This is a genomic window from Paraburkholderia sp. EG286A, assembly GCF_040965375.1.
GTDB lineage: Bacteria > Pseudomonadota > Gammaproteobacteria > Burkholderiales > Burkholderiaceae > Paraburkholderia.
This window is the reverse complement of sequence record NZ_JBFRCB010000001.1, coordinates 858,262-873,751: the sequence shown is the minus strand read 5'-3', so window position 1 is coordinate 873,751 and position 15,490 is coordinate 858,262. Positions and strand designations below refer to the sequence as shown.

Annotated in this window: 9 protein-coding genes; 4 read left to right on the top strand and 5 right to left on the bottom strand. The window is 67.8% G+C overall.

Features of this window, described 5'->3' with window-relative positions:
• Both AB4Y35_RS03885 and AB4Y35_RS03880 read right to left on the bottom strand, forming a co-directional pair.
• Positions 1 to 1,647 (bottom strand): MDR family MFS transporter, encoded by a 1,647-nt coding sequence (locus AB4Y35_RS03885; RefSeq protein ID WP_368703382.1) that lies wholly within the window; start codon positions 1,645 to 1,647, stop codon positions 1 to 3.
• Positions 1,583 to 2,719, bottom strand: coding sequence for an HlyD family secretion protein (locus AB4Y35_RS03880; protein ID WP_368703381.1), 1,137 nt, complete (start codon positions 2,717 to 2,719; stop codon positions 1,583 to 1,585). The genes AB4Y35_RS03885 and AB4Y35_RS03880 overlap by 65 nt, the downstream gene beginning before the upstream one ends.
• 95 nt (positions 2,720 to 2,814) lie before the next feature.
• Between AB4Y35_RS03880 and AB4Y35_RS03875 the strand changes: the two genes are divergently transcribed.
• The 4 genes from AB4Y35_RS03875 to AB4Y35_RS03860 all read left to right on the top strand — a co-directional run bounded on the left by AB4Y35_RS03875 (position 2,815) and on the right by AB4Y35_RS03860 (position 5,658).
• Positions 2,815 to 3,537, top strand: coding sequence for a CerR family C-terminal domain-containing protein (locus tag AB4Y35_RS03875; RefSeq protein WP_368693146.1), 723 nt, complete (start codon positions 2,815 to 2,817; stop codon positions 3,535 to 3,537).
• 112 nt (positions 3,538 to 3,649) lie between these two features.
• The gene (locus AB4Y35_RS03870) at positions 3,650 to 4,285 is read left to right on the top strand and encodes a LysE family transporter (RefSeq protein ID WP_342918724.1); all 636 of its coding nucleotides are present in this window, start codon (positions 3,650 to 3,652) and stop codon (positions 4,283 to 4,285) included.
• 101 nt (positions 4,286 to 4,386) lie between these two features.
• Positions 4,387 to 4,953, top strand: coding sequence for a TetR/AcrR family transcriptional regulator (locus AB4Y35_RS03865; RefSeq protein WP_069266028.1), 567 nt, complete (start codon positions 4,387 to 4,389; stop codon positions 4,951 to 4,953).
• A gap of 279 nt (positions 4,954 to 5,232) precedes the next feature.
• Positions 5,233 to 5,658 carry an organic hydroperoxide resistance protein gene (locus tag AB4Y35_RS03860; protein ID WP_324157093.1) on the top strand — a complete coding sequence of 142 codons (426 nt, stop codon included), beginning with the start codon at positions 5,233 to 5,235 and terminating at the stop codon, positions 5,656 to 5,658.
• Between the two features lie 75 nt (positions 5,659 to 5,733).
• Here the strand turns inward: AB4Y35_RS03860 and recD are convergent, their stop codons facing one another.
• From recD to recC, 3 genes are read right to left on the bottom strand one after another with little or no spacing between them, the layout of a single operon-like run.
• The gene (gene recD / locus AB4Y35_RS03855) at positions 5,734 to 7,944 is read right to left on the bottom strand and encodes an exodeoxyribonuclease V subunit alpha (RefSeq protein WP_368703380.1); all 2,211 of its coding nucleotides are present in this window, start codon (positions 7,942 to 7,944) and stop codon (positions 5,734 to 5,736) included.
• On the bottom strand, positions 7,941 to 11,777 hold the full coding sequence (gene recB / locus AB4Y35_RS03850) for an exodeoxyribonuclease V subunit beta (RefSeq protein ID WP_368703379.1): 3,837 nt from the start codon (positions 11,775 to 11,777) through the stop codon (positions 7,941 to 7,943). The genes recD and recB overlap by 4 nt, the downstream gene beginning before the upstream one ends.
• The gene (gene recC / locus AB4Y35_RS03845; protein ID WP_368703378.1) at positions 11,774 to 15,358 is read right to left on the bottom strand and encodes an exodeoxyribonuclease V subunit gamma; all 3,585 of its coding nucleotides are present in this window, start codon (positions 15,356 to 15,358) and stop codon (positions 11,774 to 11,776) included. The genes recB and recC overlap by 4 nt, the downstream gene beginning before the upstream one ends.
• Positions 15,359 to 15,490 lie beyond the last annotated feature (132 nt).

The following is a 15,490-nucleotide window of genomic DNA, read 5'->3' as shown; positions in this document are numbered from 1 at the left end:
TCAGTGGCCGCCGGACGGCGCCTGTGCGCCAGGCTGCGGCTTCTTGAGCAGGAGCGCGAGCGGCACGCACGCCGCCAGGGCGATGCCGAGCACCCAGAATGTTTCGGAGTACGTGATGACCATCGATTGCTGCGTGATCTGCGCCGCGATCTGGCCGAGCGCCTGCAGTTGCGAGTGCGCCATGTCGCCGGTCTGCGTGAACCAGCTGGCCGCGCTCGCGGCCACGCGCTCCTGGCCGATGACCGAATTGGCGCTGAGCGATTCGCGCAGCACGGCCGTATGGAAGGTTTCGCGCCGGTCGATGAGCGTGCCGATGATCGCAAGCCCCACCGAGCCACCCAGATTGCGCGCCATGTTGTAGAGCCCGGCCGCGTCGCCGGAATCTTCGCGCGACACCGCCGCCATCGAGGCCTGGTTCAGCGGCATCATCGCGAGCATTTGCGCCACGCCGCGCACGAGCTGCGACCAGACGAAATCGTGACCGACGCTCTGCGCGGTGAGCGAAATGTCGAGCATGCAGCTCAGCGTGAAGAGCAGCAGCCCGGACACCACCAGGATGCGAAAGTCCACCTTGCCCAGCAGGCGCGGCAGAATCGGCATCACGAGGAACGCGGGCACGCCCGAAAGCAGCATGATCGCGCCGGACTGCTGCGCGTTGTAGCCGGCAACGAGGCTCAGAAACTGCGGCAGCAGGTACGAAATGCCGTAAAGCCCCGCGCCCACCGCGAATACGATGATGATGACGCTCGCGTAGCGCGGATTGCGCATGAGCGACAGGCGCAGAATCGGCTTTTTCGCGGTGAACTGCGAAAGCGCGATGAGCACCATGCCCGCGAGCGAGACCCACGTGAGCGTGACGATGAAGCTCGACTCGAACCAGCGTTCGCGCTGGCCCTCTTCGAGCACGACGGTCAGCGAACTCAGGCCCACTGCCAGCCCGGTAATGCCGAGCCAGTCCGCCTTGAGAAAGGCTTCCCAGTGCGGCCGGTCGGGTTCGAGGCCGACGAGAAGCAGCGTGATGAGCGCGAGACACACGGGCAGATTGATGAAGAAGCACCAGCTCCAGCTGATGTTCTCCGCGAGCCAGCCGCCCACCACGGGCCCGAGCAGCGGGCCGAGCAGCACGATCAGGCCGAACACCGTCATGCCCACGGGCAGCTGCGAAAGCGGCAGGCGCGTGCGGATGATGGTCTGCCCGGTCGGGATCATCGCGCCGCCCGTGAAGCCCTGGCCGATGCGCCCGGCGATCATCATGCCGAGCGTGGTCGACCAGCCGCACATCATCGAAAAGGCGATGAAGAGCGCCGAGTTCGCGAGCAGGAAATTTCGCAGTCCGAACACCCGCGTGAGCCACGCGGCGAGCGGAATCATCACGATCTCGGACATCAGGTAGCCCGTGGAGATCCACGTGCCCTCGGTGCCCGTCGCGCCAATCTGCCCCTGGATCTGCGGCAGCGCCGAGTTCGTGATGGAAATGTCGAGCGTGGCCATCAATGCGCCCAGCGCACCCGCCGCGACGGCGATCCAGTCGGCCGCGCTCGCGCGCTCGCCATGCGGATGCGGCACCGCTGCGCGAGCCGTATTAGCCACGGTGGTTCTCTTGGTCGATACGGCGGTCGTCCTCACGCGCGGAGCGCGTGTCGACATCGACGGTAACCGACATGCCCGGCAGCAGCACGCTGCGCGTTTCCGGCCCGGTTTCGAGGCGGATGCGTACCGGCACACGCTGCACGATCTTCGTGAAGTTGCCGGTGGCGTTCTCAGGCGGCAAGAGCGCGAACTGCGCGCCCGTACCCGGCGAGAAGCTGTCCACCACGCCGTGCAGCGTGTGGCCGGGCAGCGCGTCGACGTGCAGCTCCACGGGCTGGCCCGCGCGCATCCGGCCGATCTGCGTTTCCTTGAAGTTCGCCGTGAGGTAGGTGCGCTGCACCGGCACGACGGTCAGCATGCGCGTGCCCGGCTGCACGTACTGGCCCACGCGCACGCTACGGTCGCCCACGCGGCCCGCCAGCGCGCTCTTCACCACGGTGTTGTCGAGGTCGAGTTGCGACTGCGCGGCGTTCGCACGCGCTGCCTCGAGCTGCGCGCGCGCCTGTGAGAGCTGGGCGTTCAGCGCCGAGATCTGCGAGCGTGCGGACGTGACGGCGGCTGCGTCGGCGGCGAGCGTGGCCTGCGCCTTGTCGCGTTCGCTCTTGAGTTCGGCGAGCCGTTCGGTCGTTTCCGCACCCGTGGCCGCGAGCGGCGCGTAGCGCGCCACTTCGTCGTTCGCGTGGCGCAGGCTCACCTGGGCGACTTCCTGCTGCGCCTGTGCCTGAGCGACGTTCGCCTTCTGCTGCTCGATCTGCGCCTGCGCATGCTCGATGTCCGCCGTGCGCGCATCGACGGTGGCCTGCGCCTGGTCGAGCGCCACCTGATACTGGCGCGCGTCGAGCTTTACGAGCGGGTCGCCCGCCTTCACGGCCTGGTTATCGGCCACGTAGACGTCCGTCACATAGCCGCTCACCTTCGGGGCGATCGTCACGCTGTCGGCCTGCAGATAGGCGTCGTCCGTGGATTCGATGAAGCGCCCGACGACCCACCAGTGGCCCAGCCACACCGCCGCGGCGACGAGCGCCGCCAGTCCCAGCAGGATCAGAAGGGTTCGTTTCGCGCCACTGCGCGCAGGTGCAGCGGCGGCGTCCGGCACGTCGCGTCCGGGCGCGCCTGCAGTCGTAGACATGTTGTTGATTCTCAATTTATTCCAGTCGGCAAAATTATTCCACCTGGAAAAATTGTGTCAAGTGTTATATTTCGCAGGGATACGAAAGGAAATGCATGAGCGAAGGTAAGAAACTGCGACGTTCGCCCGAAGGAGGCTATGCGCGTGGCGACGAGACACGTCGCAAGATCATCGAGGCGGCCATCAGCCTGTTCGGGCAGCACGGCTTCGACGGCGCCTCCACGCGCGACATCGCCGCGCGCGCGGGCGTGAATGCACCGGCGCTGCAGTATTACTTCGAGAACAAGGAAGGCCTCTACCGCGCCTGCGCGGAGTCGATCGCCGACGAATCGTGGCAGTCGTTCGAGCCGGCCGTGCAGCGCGCGCGCGAAGCGCTCGAGCGCAATGCGGACACTGAAGCGCTGATCGACGCCTTCCTCGACATCCAGTCGGCCGTGGCCGACCGTTCCTTCGTCAAGCAACACGGGCCGGACCAGCGCCTGTTCTTCGCGCGCGAACAGGGCGGCGGCGAACCGGAGATCGGCTCGGAAATCCTGCGTGAGCGTGTGCGCTCGCCGCTGAACACCATCAACGTGGAACTGCTCGAACGCATTACCGGCATGCCGGCCGACGATCCGCTCACCGTGGTGCGCATGTTCAGCCTGTATGGGCAGTTTCTGCTGTTCTTCATCGCGCGCCGCTCCACGCTCACGATGCTCGGCTGGGACGACATCGACAGGGCAAAGGCCGATTTTCTGAAGGTGAGCATCGCGGAACAGACGCGTGTGCTGTTGCGCCACTGGAATCGCGAGCGCGACAAGCCCAATCGCTCAAGATAACTAAGCACTATTCAGGCGGCGGGCACGATCCCGCGGCGCCAGTGGGGAATCCACGCGGCGCCTCCGCGCGCATGTTAGTGTGCGGGATTCCCTCCCGCATGGAGCCGCCAGCATGTCACCCCTCGCCGCCGTTGCCAGCATTCTCCTCGCTGTTCTACTCGGGGCCATGAGTCCCGGCCCGAGCTTCGTGCTCGTCGCGCGCAACTCGATCGGTCTCTCGCGCCGCGACGGCGTCGCCACCGCGCTCGGCATGGGCACGGGTGCGATCTGCTTCGCGGGCATCGCGCTCGCCGGGCTCTACACGCTGCTCGCCACCGTGGCCTGGCTGTACGCCGCGCTCAAGATCGCGGGCGGCGTCTATCTGCTCTACATCGCTTCGCGCATCTGGCGCGGCGCGGGCTCGCCCGTCACGGTGAGCAGAACGGCCACACCGGACGAGCGCCCCGGCAAGTCGTACTGGAGCGGCCTCACCACCCAGTTGAGCAACCCGAAAACGGCCATTGCCTACGGCGGCATCTTCGTCGCGCTGCTGCCGCATAACCCGCCGCTGTGGTGCTACTTCGCGCTGCCGCCGCTCGTCTTCGCGATCGAAACCGGCTGGTACACGGTCGTCGCGCTGTGCTTTTCGAGCCAGCGTCCGCGCGATCTCTATCTGCGCGCCAAGAGCTGGATCGACCGCATTGCGGCCGGCGCGATCGGGGCGCTGGGTCTGCGCCTGATTTTCAGCGCCGGGCATCGCGGGATCTGACGTCGCCCCGCCGGACGCGGCCAGCAGGTCGCGCCCGGCGCACCGGAATTTATTTCGTGAGGCGCTTGACAATCTATCTTCCAGTAGATATATTAGAGCCCATGAACACGAAGCTGACAGTGCGGGAGCAAGTTCTCGACCACGCCATCACCCTCATGATGCTGCGCGGCTACAACGGGTTCAGCTACCGCGACCTGTCAGAGCTGGTGGGCGTGAAAACGTCGAGCATCCACTATTACTTCCCGTCGAAAGACGACCTGGTGCTCGAAGCGGTGAGCCAGTACAGCGGCGAAGTGATGGCGGGATTGCAGTCGATCGACGCGGCGCTGCCGGCGCGCGAAAAGCTCGCTACGTACACGCGGCTGTTCGGCAAGACGCTGGGCGACGGCAACCAGATTTGTCTGTGCGGCATGCTCGCCGCCGACATCGAGTCGCTGCCGGAAACCGTGCGTCACGCCGTGCAGGCGTTCTTCCGCGCCAACGAAAGCTGGCTGGCCGAGGTGCTGGCCCAAGGCGCGAAAGAAGGCACGCTGGTCGTGCGGGGCAAGCCGGAAAGCTCGGCCCGTACGTTGTTCGCGGCCTTGCAGGGCAGCGTCCTGGCGAGCCGGCTGTTCCACACGAAGTCGCGCCTCGAAGATGTCGAAGCCATGTGGCGCGTGGCTCAGTAACGTACTCTGGCCTGTAATACGGGGCGGCTCATCGCCCTTTTATTGGGTCGCGAATTCTATCTTCTGATAGATAGCTAGAAAGAGGAGCATCATGAACGTGTTTCGACGGCCGGAAATCTATCTGGTAATAGATAGAATGCAGAAGTTGACGACCGGAAATTCGCAAGCGCTGCTCTTCTGCTGGACCCTGGTGCACATGGCTGTCGCCTTGCACCACTAAATTGAATGCCGTACTCCGCCGTACCTTCAACGAACCGTCTTTGCTCAAAGGAGCCTGTCATGTCGATCGAAAAAGTCCTCTACCGCGCCGAAGCCAACGTCACCGGCGGCCGCGATGGCCGCGCCGTCGTTCCCGCCAGCAACCTGGATCTCAAGCTCACCACGCCGCGCGAACTCGGCGGCGCGGGCGGCGACGGCACGAACCCCGAGCAGCTGTTCGCCGCGGGCTACAGCGCGTGCTTCATCGGCGCGATGAAGTTCGTCTCGGCGCGCGACAAGATTGCCCTGCCCGCCGATGTCTCGATCACCGGCAATGTCGGCATCGGCCAGATTCCGAATGGCTTCGGCATTGAAGTCGAACTGAAGATTTCGCTGCCCGGCATGGATCGCGCGGCTGCCCAGGCGCTCGTCGACAAGGCACACATCGTGTGCCCGTACTCGAACGCCACGCGCGGCAACATCGACGTGACGCTCACGATCGTCTAAGCCGCGAGCCGCATCAGCATGAGTCGAGGGCCGCCATGAGCGGCCCTCGGTTTTTTGCCCGCCTCTCACGCAGGTTCACGCAGCCTGAGCGTCGCGCGCGAGTCCCGCCATGAGGCCGCTGGCGCGCTGCACCTTGGCGAGCACCGCGCGATCGAGCACGGAACGCCCCTCGGGCACCGCGAGCGTGAGGAACGAACGCGCGCGCGTAATGCCGGTGTAGACGAGTTCGCGCGTGAGGATGGGGCTGTACGTATCGGGCAGCACGAGCGCGGCGTGGGTGAACTCCGAGCCCTGCGATTTGTGGACGGTGAGCGCGAACACCGTCTCCACGCCCTGCAGCCGGCTCGGCGAGACCCACTTCACGCCGCCCGAGCCGTCGCCGGCCGGGAACGCGACGCGCAACACGGGCGGCTCGCCCGCCGCAACGGGCAGTTCCAGCGCGATGCCGATATCGCCGTTCATGAGCCCGAGCTCGTAGTCGTTGTGCATGACGAGCACGGGCCGGCCCGCGTACCAGTCGCCGTGCGGGTCGATCAGTCCTTCTTCGTGCAGCAGACGCGCCACGCGGCGGTTCAGGCCTTCGACGCCCCACGGACCGCGCCGCAGCGCGCACAGCAGCTGAAACGCGCCATGCGCCTTGAGCACGCCAGCGGCCCAGCCGGCAAGCGCCTCGGGCGTCGCGCCGGGCTCGGGCCGGGTCGTGCGCATCGTTTCGAGGTAGTGGCGGTAGCCCTGGCGCTGCGCGTGCGCGGCGCCGTGTTCGCCCACGCGGCCATCGACGATCAGCCAGCGCAACGGGCCGTCATCATCGGCGGGACACACGAGGCGCGCGAGATCCTCATAACCGCGCGACCAGACCTTCGCGACTCCCACCGCATCGCCCAGGTTGACGAGCTCGGCCAGCGCGCCGATGCCGCTCTCCGATGCGAAACGATGGCTCTCGCGCAGCATCGCGATGGCCTGGTCGAGCGGCAGGCCGTGCGCGTCGAGCATGGCCGCGTCGATGCGCTCGCCCGTGGCCGCTTCGAGCCACGCCCGCGACGCCTGCGTGTAGTGCCCTTCGCGCGCGCGGTCGCACAATTCGCCCAGCACCGCCCCGGCCTCGACCGAAGCGAGCTGGTCCTTGTCGCCAAGCAGGATGAGCCGCGCGGAGGGCGGCAGCGCGTCGAGCACGGCGGCCATCATCTCGAGGTCGACCATCGAGGCCTCGTCGATCACGAGCACGTCCACGGGCAGCGGATTCGCGGCGTCGTGCCTGAAGCGCCGGCTGCCGGGCCGCGTGCCGAGCACGCGATGCAGCGTGGTCACGACGGTCGGAATCGCGTTGCGCAGCGCCACGGCGTCGACGTGCGCCTGCAGCGCGTCGAAAGGCAGCCGCTCCACCGCGCCCGCGATCGATTCGTTCAAACGCGCCGCGGCCTTGCCGGTGGGCGCGGCAAGCCGGATCCGCAACGGCCGCGCGGCACGCGCTCCCTGCTCCGCACGGCCGAGCGCGAGTGTCTGCAGGAGTGCCAACAATCTCACGACCGTCGTCGTCTTGCCCGTGCCCGGCCCGCCCGTGACGATGCTGAACGCGCTGCGCGCGGCGAGCGCGCAGGCGAGCTTCTGCCAGTCGGCGGCGCGCGCAACTTGACCGGCGCGTGGCGCAAACAGCGCATCGAGCGCCGCGCGCGCGATATCGAGCGGCAACGCGGCTTCGAGCTGCGAAGCGCGTGTGAGGCGGCGCTCGATGCCCTCCCGCACGTCCTGCTCGTATTGCCAGTAGCGCCGCAAATAGAGCCGTGTGCCCGCCAGCACGAGCGGCGCATTGCCTTGCGCCACGTCGGCAACCGCTGTCTCCTCGCTCACGAGATCGGGCACCGCGAGCGCCGCGCGCCACTGCGCGAGTGTCACGCCCGCGAGCACTTCGGCAGGCGGCTGCGCCGGCACCGCGGCCAGCATTTGCGGCCCGTCGGGCGGCAGGGACAGCGCGAACGCCGGATCCTCCAGCGTGGCCTTCAGGTCGAGACACACATGACCGCGCCCAAGCTGATGGCTCGCAAGCGCAGCCGCCAGCAGCAACAACGGCGGACTGTGCGGCGCTTCCGTCCACAAGAAGCGTGCGAAGGCGGCATCGAGCGTACGGAGCCAGCCGCGCTCGACCCAATTGTCGAGCACGCCGAGCATTTGCCCGGCCGTTTCGCGTGCGGCCACTGGCCTCGGTTCCGGCGCGGCTTCCGGCATCTCCAGATGCTCGAACAGATCGCCGGTGAGGCCGTCCTGCCCTTTCGTGCGGCGCCTCGTCATGCCACATCCTCCAGCGCGTTGCGACGCGCGAACAGCGCGTCGAGTCGTTCGATCAGCTCGCGCGGCGGCCGCTCGCAATGCAGCCCCTGCCCCGGCGCGCGGCCGCCGCGCAGGAACAGATACACGGCGCCGCCCACGTGGCGGTCGTAGTCGTAATCGGGCAGGCGCGACTTGAGCAGCCGGTGCAGCGCGAACAGATAGAGCACGTATTGCAGTTCGTAGCGCGAATGCAGGATCTGCGCGCGCATCTTCGCGCTCGTGTACGACGCATCGTCAGGCCCGAGCCAGTTCGACTTGTAGTCGGCCACGTAATAGCGGCCTTCGTGTTCGAACACGAGATCCATGAAGCCCTTGAGCATGCCGTTGAGCGTGGCGGCGTCGAGTGCGGGACGCGCCTCGCCGTCCAGCGTGAATGCGGTGACGAGCGCGTCGATTGCGAGCGTATCGACGGCATGCGCCGTGACCCAAAATTCCAGTTCGGCCATATACGCACCGGGTTCGAACGCCGCGAACGCCACGGGCGCCACGCGCTCGCCTTCGATGTCCGGCAGACGCAGCGGCGTGCGCACGAGTTCCAGCATCCACGCCGTGAGCGTCTCGATCCAGTGCGACCAGCCGCGCACGCTGCAGCGGCGCGCGACCATGTCGCGCACGCGCGTTTCGTCCTGTGCGATTTCGGCGAAGCCTTCGTTGGCGGCCCATTCCATCAGTTCGTGCAGGAAGGTGCCCGCGTCCGCGCCGCGCTCGAACCCGTGCATCGGCGCAAGCGCGGGTGCGACGAGCGTCTGGCCCGCGCTGGCGAAGGCTTCGTCGTCCTCGGGCGGCACGCTCGCCTCGAGCAGTTCGAGGAACACGTCCTCGCTGCGCGTGTCGGGCGCGCTGCGCGCATCGTCCGCTTCGAGGGGCACGCCCGAACCGATCGACGTTTCGAGCGTCTTCAGGCTCGAATAGCTCGCGATCCACCAGCGTTCGCGCTCGCGATGCGCGAGCGTGCGCGCCTCGCCGCGCACGGCGCCGGTGTCGCGCAACGCGAGCACGTCGCGGCGCGCGTGGGGCGCAGGCGCGACGACGATGTCCGTGCACGGGCCCCGCAACGTGTCGAGCCATGCTTCGGTTTCCTGAGCAGGAATGGCCGCGCCGCCGCCCACCAGATACCCGAACGCGCTCGCCTCGACGCCCTGCACCGGTCCATAGCCGACCCACGTCGCGTAACGCGCGCGCGTCAGTGCGACGTAGAGCTTGCGCAGATCTTCGCCGAGGCGCTCGCGATCGGCCTGACGCAGCACGCGCGCGTCGGCCTCGAGCGTGACGCGCAATTCGCCTTCGTCGTCGTGCCACTTGAACGGCACGTCGTCGGGCTTGACGGCGCGGTGCGCGCACGCGAACGGCAAAAACACGAGCGGATATTCGAGGCCCTTCGACTTGTGGATCGTGACCACCTGCACGAGTCCCGCATCGCTTTCCAGACGCAACTGGCGCGCGTCGCCCCCGCCGCCCGCGCTTTCGTCTTCGCGCTGCTCGTCGAGATAGCGGATCAGCGCGTGCTCGCCGTCGAGCTGCGTGCTCGCCTGTTGCAGCAGTTCGGCGAGATGCAGCAGGTTGGTGAGCGCGCGCTCGCCATTGAGCCCTGCGCCAGCCGCCTCGCCAAGCAGGCGCTGCGGCACGTGAAAGTCGTTGAACAAGCGGCGCAACATCGGCAGCACGCCCTTCCGGCGCCAGCATTCGCGGTACTCGCGAAACTGCAGCACGCGCGACTCCCACGCGATCTCGTCGTGCCCGAGCCGGTCGAGTTCGGACCATGCGAGCCCGAGCGTGGGCGTGGCGAGCGCCGTGCGCACGAGGCGGCCGTCGTCGGGCTCGGCACAGGCCGCGAGCCAGAAGCGCAGTTCCTCGGCCTGCGGCGTCTGGTACACCGAGTCGCGATCCGAGAGATAGACGCTGCGCACGCCACGTGCGGCCAGCGCTTCGCGTATCGCCTGCGCCTCGCTGCGGTTGTTGACGAGCACCGCCATGTCGGCGGGCTGCAACGGCCGCATGCCGCGTTCGCCCGAGAAACCCGCTGCCTGCTCCTGGCCGAGATTGAGCAGGCGCACCATCTCGGTCGCGCAGCTGCCCGCCATGCCCGCGAGGTACGCGCCCTTGCTGAGCGGCTTGCCATCCGCGGGAGGCGGCATCCACCAGACGTTGAGTGCGGGCAGCGCCGCACCGGCCGCAACCAGCTTCTCGGGCCGCCCATGCGCATCGGCAGCCACGAACGGCAACGCGTTTTCGCGTCCATCAGGGCTGCGAAACAAAAACGCACCGCTACCCTCGGGCCGCGATTCCGCCGCTTCGAAGCAGCGGTTCACCGCCTCGACCATGGCGCGCGTCGAGCGGAAATTCTTCTTGAGCGTGTAGAGCCGCCCTTCGCAGGCACGGCGCGCACGCAGGTAGGTGTAGATGTCCGCGCCGCGAAACGCGTAGATCGCCTGCTTCGGATCGCCGATCAGGACGATGGCCGTTTCGGCGTCGTGTTCGGCGATGCGATAGACCGTATCGAAGATCTGGTACTGAACCGGGTCGGTGTCCTGAAACTCGTCGATCAGCGCGACTGGATACTGCTTGCGGATGATTTCCGCGAGACGCGGGCCGTTCTCGCGCAGCAGCGCCGCGCGCAGCCGCGTGAGCAGATCGTCGAAGCCCATTTGCGAACGGCGCGCCTCTTCTTCCTCGAAGCGCTTCGCCACCCAGCGCGCCGCGTGACACAGCAGGTCCTGTTTCGCCTCGGGCGGCGCAGCCAGCGACTCGCGCAAGCTTTCCATTGCCACGAAGGCCGCATGCTCGGGCGGCTCGCCCTTCACCCAGATCTCGGCCAGACCGGCGGGCGTGAGGCGCGTCCACGCGGCGGCCTTGTCGTCGAAGCCCGGATGCGCGGATTCGGGATCGTTGGCCCAGTCGCGCAGCTTGCCGATCCATGTTTCGCTGTGCTTCGAATTGAGCTTTCTGGCGTCGAACTGTTTCGCGGCGCGCGCCGCGTTGAGCAAGGCCTCGACCTCGTCGATCCAGACGCGCCACGGCGCCTTCAGCGTTTCGAGTTCGTCGCGCGCGCGCTGGCGGGCGTCTGCGAGCGCCGCGCCGGGGTCGCATGCATCGGGCAAGAGATCGGCGTGCGCGAGCAGCCCGCGTATCGCGTCGTGCAATTCGTCGGGACTCGCGAACCATGCCCTCACTTCGGCGGCGCTAGCCGCGTCGAGGGGCGCCATGAAGGTGCGCCAGTAGTCGCGCACGACTTCGGCGCGCAATTCCGTCTGGTCGGTTTCGAGCGTCTGCGAGAAGAGGCTGTCGCTGTCGAACGCGTGCTCGCTCAGCATGCGGTTGCACCAGCCGTGGATCGTCGAGACCGCGGCCTCGTCCATCCATTCGGCCGCCAGTTGCAGGCGGCGCGCGCACGCGGGCCACTGCTCCGGCGCGTAGTCCTCGCGCAGGTCGTGCAACAGGTCTTCTCCCGGCTCGCGCCCGGGCACGTCTTCGGGCTCGACGCGGAAGCATTCGGCGGCTTCGATGAGGCGCGCGCGAATGCGCTCGCGCAGTTCCTTCGTGGCCGCGTCGGTGAAGGTCACGACGAGAATTTCGGGCGGCGTGAGCGCGCGGCCTGCCGTGCGCGTCTCGTCATCGAAATCCGCTTCGTCGCTTGCTGCGTTGAGCGCGCCGTGCCCCAGCACGAGGCGCACGTACAGCATCGCGATCGTGAAGGTCTTGCCGGTGCCCGCGCTCGCTTCGATCAGGCGGCTGCCGTAGAGCGGGAAGCGCAGCGGCTCCAGGACTTGTGCGTCCATGTTCCCGAGCGGATTCATGCCGTCTCTCCTGCCTCGCTCGAGCCCCGCTTCGCACGCGACGACGCGAGCGGCGCGCGGCTCACCGGCAGCAGCAGCGTCGTGGCAAGCGTGATGAAATCGTCGTGGGCAACGAGCGCGTCGAAATCGGGGAAAGCGCGGCGCAAATACGCGTTCGTCTCGCACTCGCCCGGCGTGCGGGCATTGCCCTCGTAGGCCACGTGTGCGGCTTCCCACGCTTCGGCTGGCACCATCGCGCGTGTGCCGTCGAATGGATCGGGCAACTTGCGCAGCCATGCAAACGCGGTCTTCACCGCGAGCGGCAAGGGCCGGCGCGCGCCGTCGTCCCATGCGGCCAGCAGCGCGAGCAGATAGTCGCGCGCAACCTGCGCGTCGAGCGGCGCGAACTCCACCACGCCCACCTTGCTCACGATCACCGTGGTCACCGGCCCGGCCGCGATCTGCGCGGCCACGTGCGCGACCCAATAAGGCACGAGACGGTCGCTGCGATAGCGGTGGTCCTTCACGAGCGTGCCCGGCTCCAGAATCACACGGCCGAGCGCGCCGTCCGGGCCCGCGCGCAAATCGTCGAGCCAGTCGTCGAGCGAGACGATGCGGCCTTCCCGCGTCGCATCGAGACGAATTTCGTATTGATGCTCGAGCGGTTCGGGCCAGCGCGCGAGCGCCTTGCGATATTCGGCGAACAACTCGGGCATGGGCGCGAGCAGCTCTTCGCCGATCACCTCGCCAAAGCCGCCGGTCGCGAGGTCGCCGCTGCGATGCATGCGCTCGAGGCGCGCCAGCGCGGCCGGTTCGAGATCGTCTTCGCCGCGCTCCATCGCCAGGACCTGTGCGCGGATCAGTTGGTCCTGGAGCTGCCACGCCTGCAAGGCATCCACCTCGAAGGGTTCGTGATTTTCGCTCGCCGCGTCCTCGCTTTCGAAAGCCACGCGCAGACGCTGCCGGAAGAAGCTGCGAACCGGCTCGCGCAGGAACTCGCCGAGTTCGCGAATCGACAGCGGCTCGTCGCGTTCAGTCGGCGCGAGGACTTCGGCGTTCGCTTCAGCCGCGGGCCGCATCTGGGCGGGCTTGCCCCACTCGTGCGCATACGTGTAGAGCGTCGCTTCTTCCGGCCGCGGCGGAAAATAGTCCGGGCTGAACGGCTGCAGGCGATGCTCGATGGTCAACGCGTCGAGCAGCGCTTCGCCATCGTTGTCTTCGTCGCCTTCGAGCCGCCAGCCGGCCTTCAGATGATCGCGCAACTGTCCGACCAGCACCGAAGGCGGGCGCGGCGTGTTGTCGGTCACGCTGCGCCCGATCCACGACACATGCAGATGGTCGCGCGCCGAGAGCAGCGCTTCGAGAAACAGATAGCGGTCGTCTTCGCGGCGCGAGCGGTCGCCGGGACGATAGTCGCGGCGCATGAGGTCGAAGTCGAGCGGCGTGCGGCTGCGCGGATAGTCGCCGTCGTTCATGCCGAGCAGGCACACGCACCGGAACGGAATCGCCCGCATCGGCATGAGTGTGGCGAAAGTCACCGCGCCCGCGAAGAAGCGCTGCGAGAGGCCGCCGCCTTCGAGCGCCGCGAGCCAGTTTTCCGCGACGATGGCGAGCGGCAGGGTCTGCGTGAGCGCCGCTTCATCGCAGGCCTCGCGCCATGTTTCGAGCGCGCCGTCGAGGCGGTCGAGCGTGTAGGCGTCTTCGTCCTGCGCCGCGAAAAAGGCCGCCTTCAACGCGCGCAGACGCTCGCACCACGCTTCCACCGTGGCCGGTTCGCGCAGCGTGCGCCATGCGTGATCGAGCGCATCCACGAGGCGCGTGAGCGGGCCCAGCAACGCGGCGTCGAGCCCGCCGATTTCGCTGTACGGCTCGATGCCGCGCCATGCGCCCGCACGCTCGCCCGCGGCGTAGCCCAGCAGCATGCGGCGCAGACCGAACGCCCAGCTGTTGGGTGCGCTGAGTTCGTCGGCCTGGGGGAGCCCGAGGCTCGCGCGCTGGCCCGCATGCAGGCCCCAGCGGATATTCGCGCCGTCGATCCAGTTGCGCAGCGTCGGCACGTCTTCGGCGTCGATGCCGAAGCGCGCGCGCACGGCCGGCACTTCGAGCAGGTCGAGCACGTCGCTCACCGTCACGCGCGAGTACGGCAGCGCAAGCAGCATTTCCAGCGCGCCGATGAGCGGATCGAACGCGCGCTGCGCGCGGTCGGCCACGCTGAACGGAATGCTGCGCGGATCGTTGCCGTCGAGCAGGCCGAACACGGCCTGGATATGCGGCGCGTAGACCTCGATGTCGGGCACCATCACGATCACGTCGCGCGGACGCAGCGTGGGGTCCGCCGCAAATGCGGCGAGCAGGCGGTCGTGCAGGATCTCCACTTCGCGCTGCGCACTATGCGCGATGTGAAAGCGAATCGATTCGTCTTCCTGCGCATCGACCGGTTCCCAGTGCTCGCGCGTCTCGCCGAGCGGCCGCAGATCGCGAATGTCGTCCTGCAATTGCGAGAGCAGCGTGAGCGCGTCTTCGCCGTCGAACAGATCGATGCGCTGGCCGATGCGCGTGAAATGCGGCGTGTACGTCTCGCGCGCTTCGTCGCTATCGTATTCGTCGAGCAGGCCGATGAAGTCGCGCCCCTGCTTGCCCCAGGCCGCGAGCAGCGGCTGCGAATGCAGATGCAGCTGCGCCTCGTCGAGCTGGTTCGGTGCGCCCGCGCGGCGGCGCTGGCGCGCGTGGCGTGCGCGCAGCAGGTCCTGGTCGGCGACGATGTCGGCCCAGTAGTGCATGCAGGGGTTGTGTACGCACATCAGCACCTGGCTCCAGCGCGCGAGCGCCGCGAGGACTTCCACCGACTGGCGCGCGAGGCTCGAAATGCCGAACACCACGAGCCGGCGCGGCAAGCCTTTCGGCCGAGCCTCGCCCTCCTGCCATGACTGCGCGCGCGCCATGAACGCTTCGTGCACGGCGGCGCGCCCCGTGTCGCGCAGGCCGATGCCGTCTTGCGCCTGTGCGCCCACGTCCGCGAGCAGCGCGCGCCAGAGCGCCGCCTGCCAGCGCGCCTCCTCGGGCAACGGTGTGCGCACGTTGCGCGCGTCGATCAGCACGTCCTCGTTCGCGGCCCACGCTGCGAGCCAGTCTGCGCGATAGACCTGGTACTGGTCGAGCAGATCCGCCACGCGCTGCGCGAGCTGGAAGCACTTGCGCTGGTCCTCGTCGTTGGCCATGAAGCGCTTGAGCGGCTGATAGCCCGGCTCGTCGAGCAGCGCCGGCAGCATACGCATGAGACGCCAGACGAGGCGCGACTTGTCGAACGGCGAGACCGCGGGCACGGCGTCGTTGCCGAGCACGGCGCGATACACCTGCCACAGGAAACGCGACGGCAGCGACATTTCGAACGCCGCCGCGATCCCGCAGCCGCCCTCCTCGGGATCGGCGGCAAACGCGAGCTTGAGCCACTGCGCGATGCCGTTGCTCTGCACGAGGAACATTTCCTTTTCGAGCGGCGCGATCGGGTTCTGGCCGATCCAGCTCACGATCAGGTCGCGCATGCGCTCGGGCTGATTGCCGTGGACGAGCATCAGCCCGGTGGGCAGTTCGCGCGCGCTCAAGCGAGGCTCCGGCGCGCCTGACACAGGTTACGCGCGGGTTGGGCAGATGGGGCGAGGAAGCGGAGAAAAGGAATTGCGGCCATGTCGCCTGTTCGTGTTTGGTGCCGGTACGCGCCGGTATGCGCCGGCACT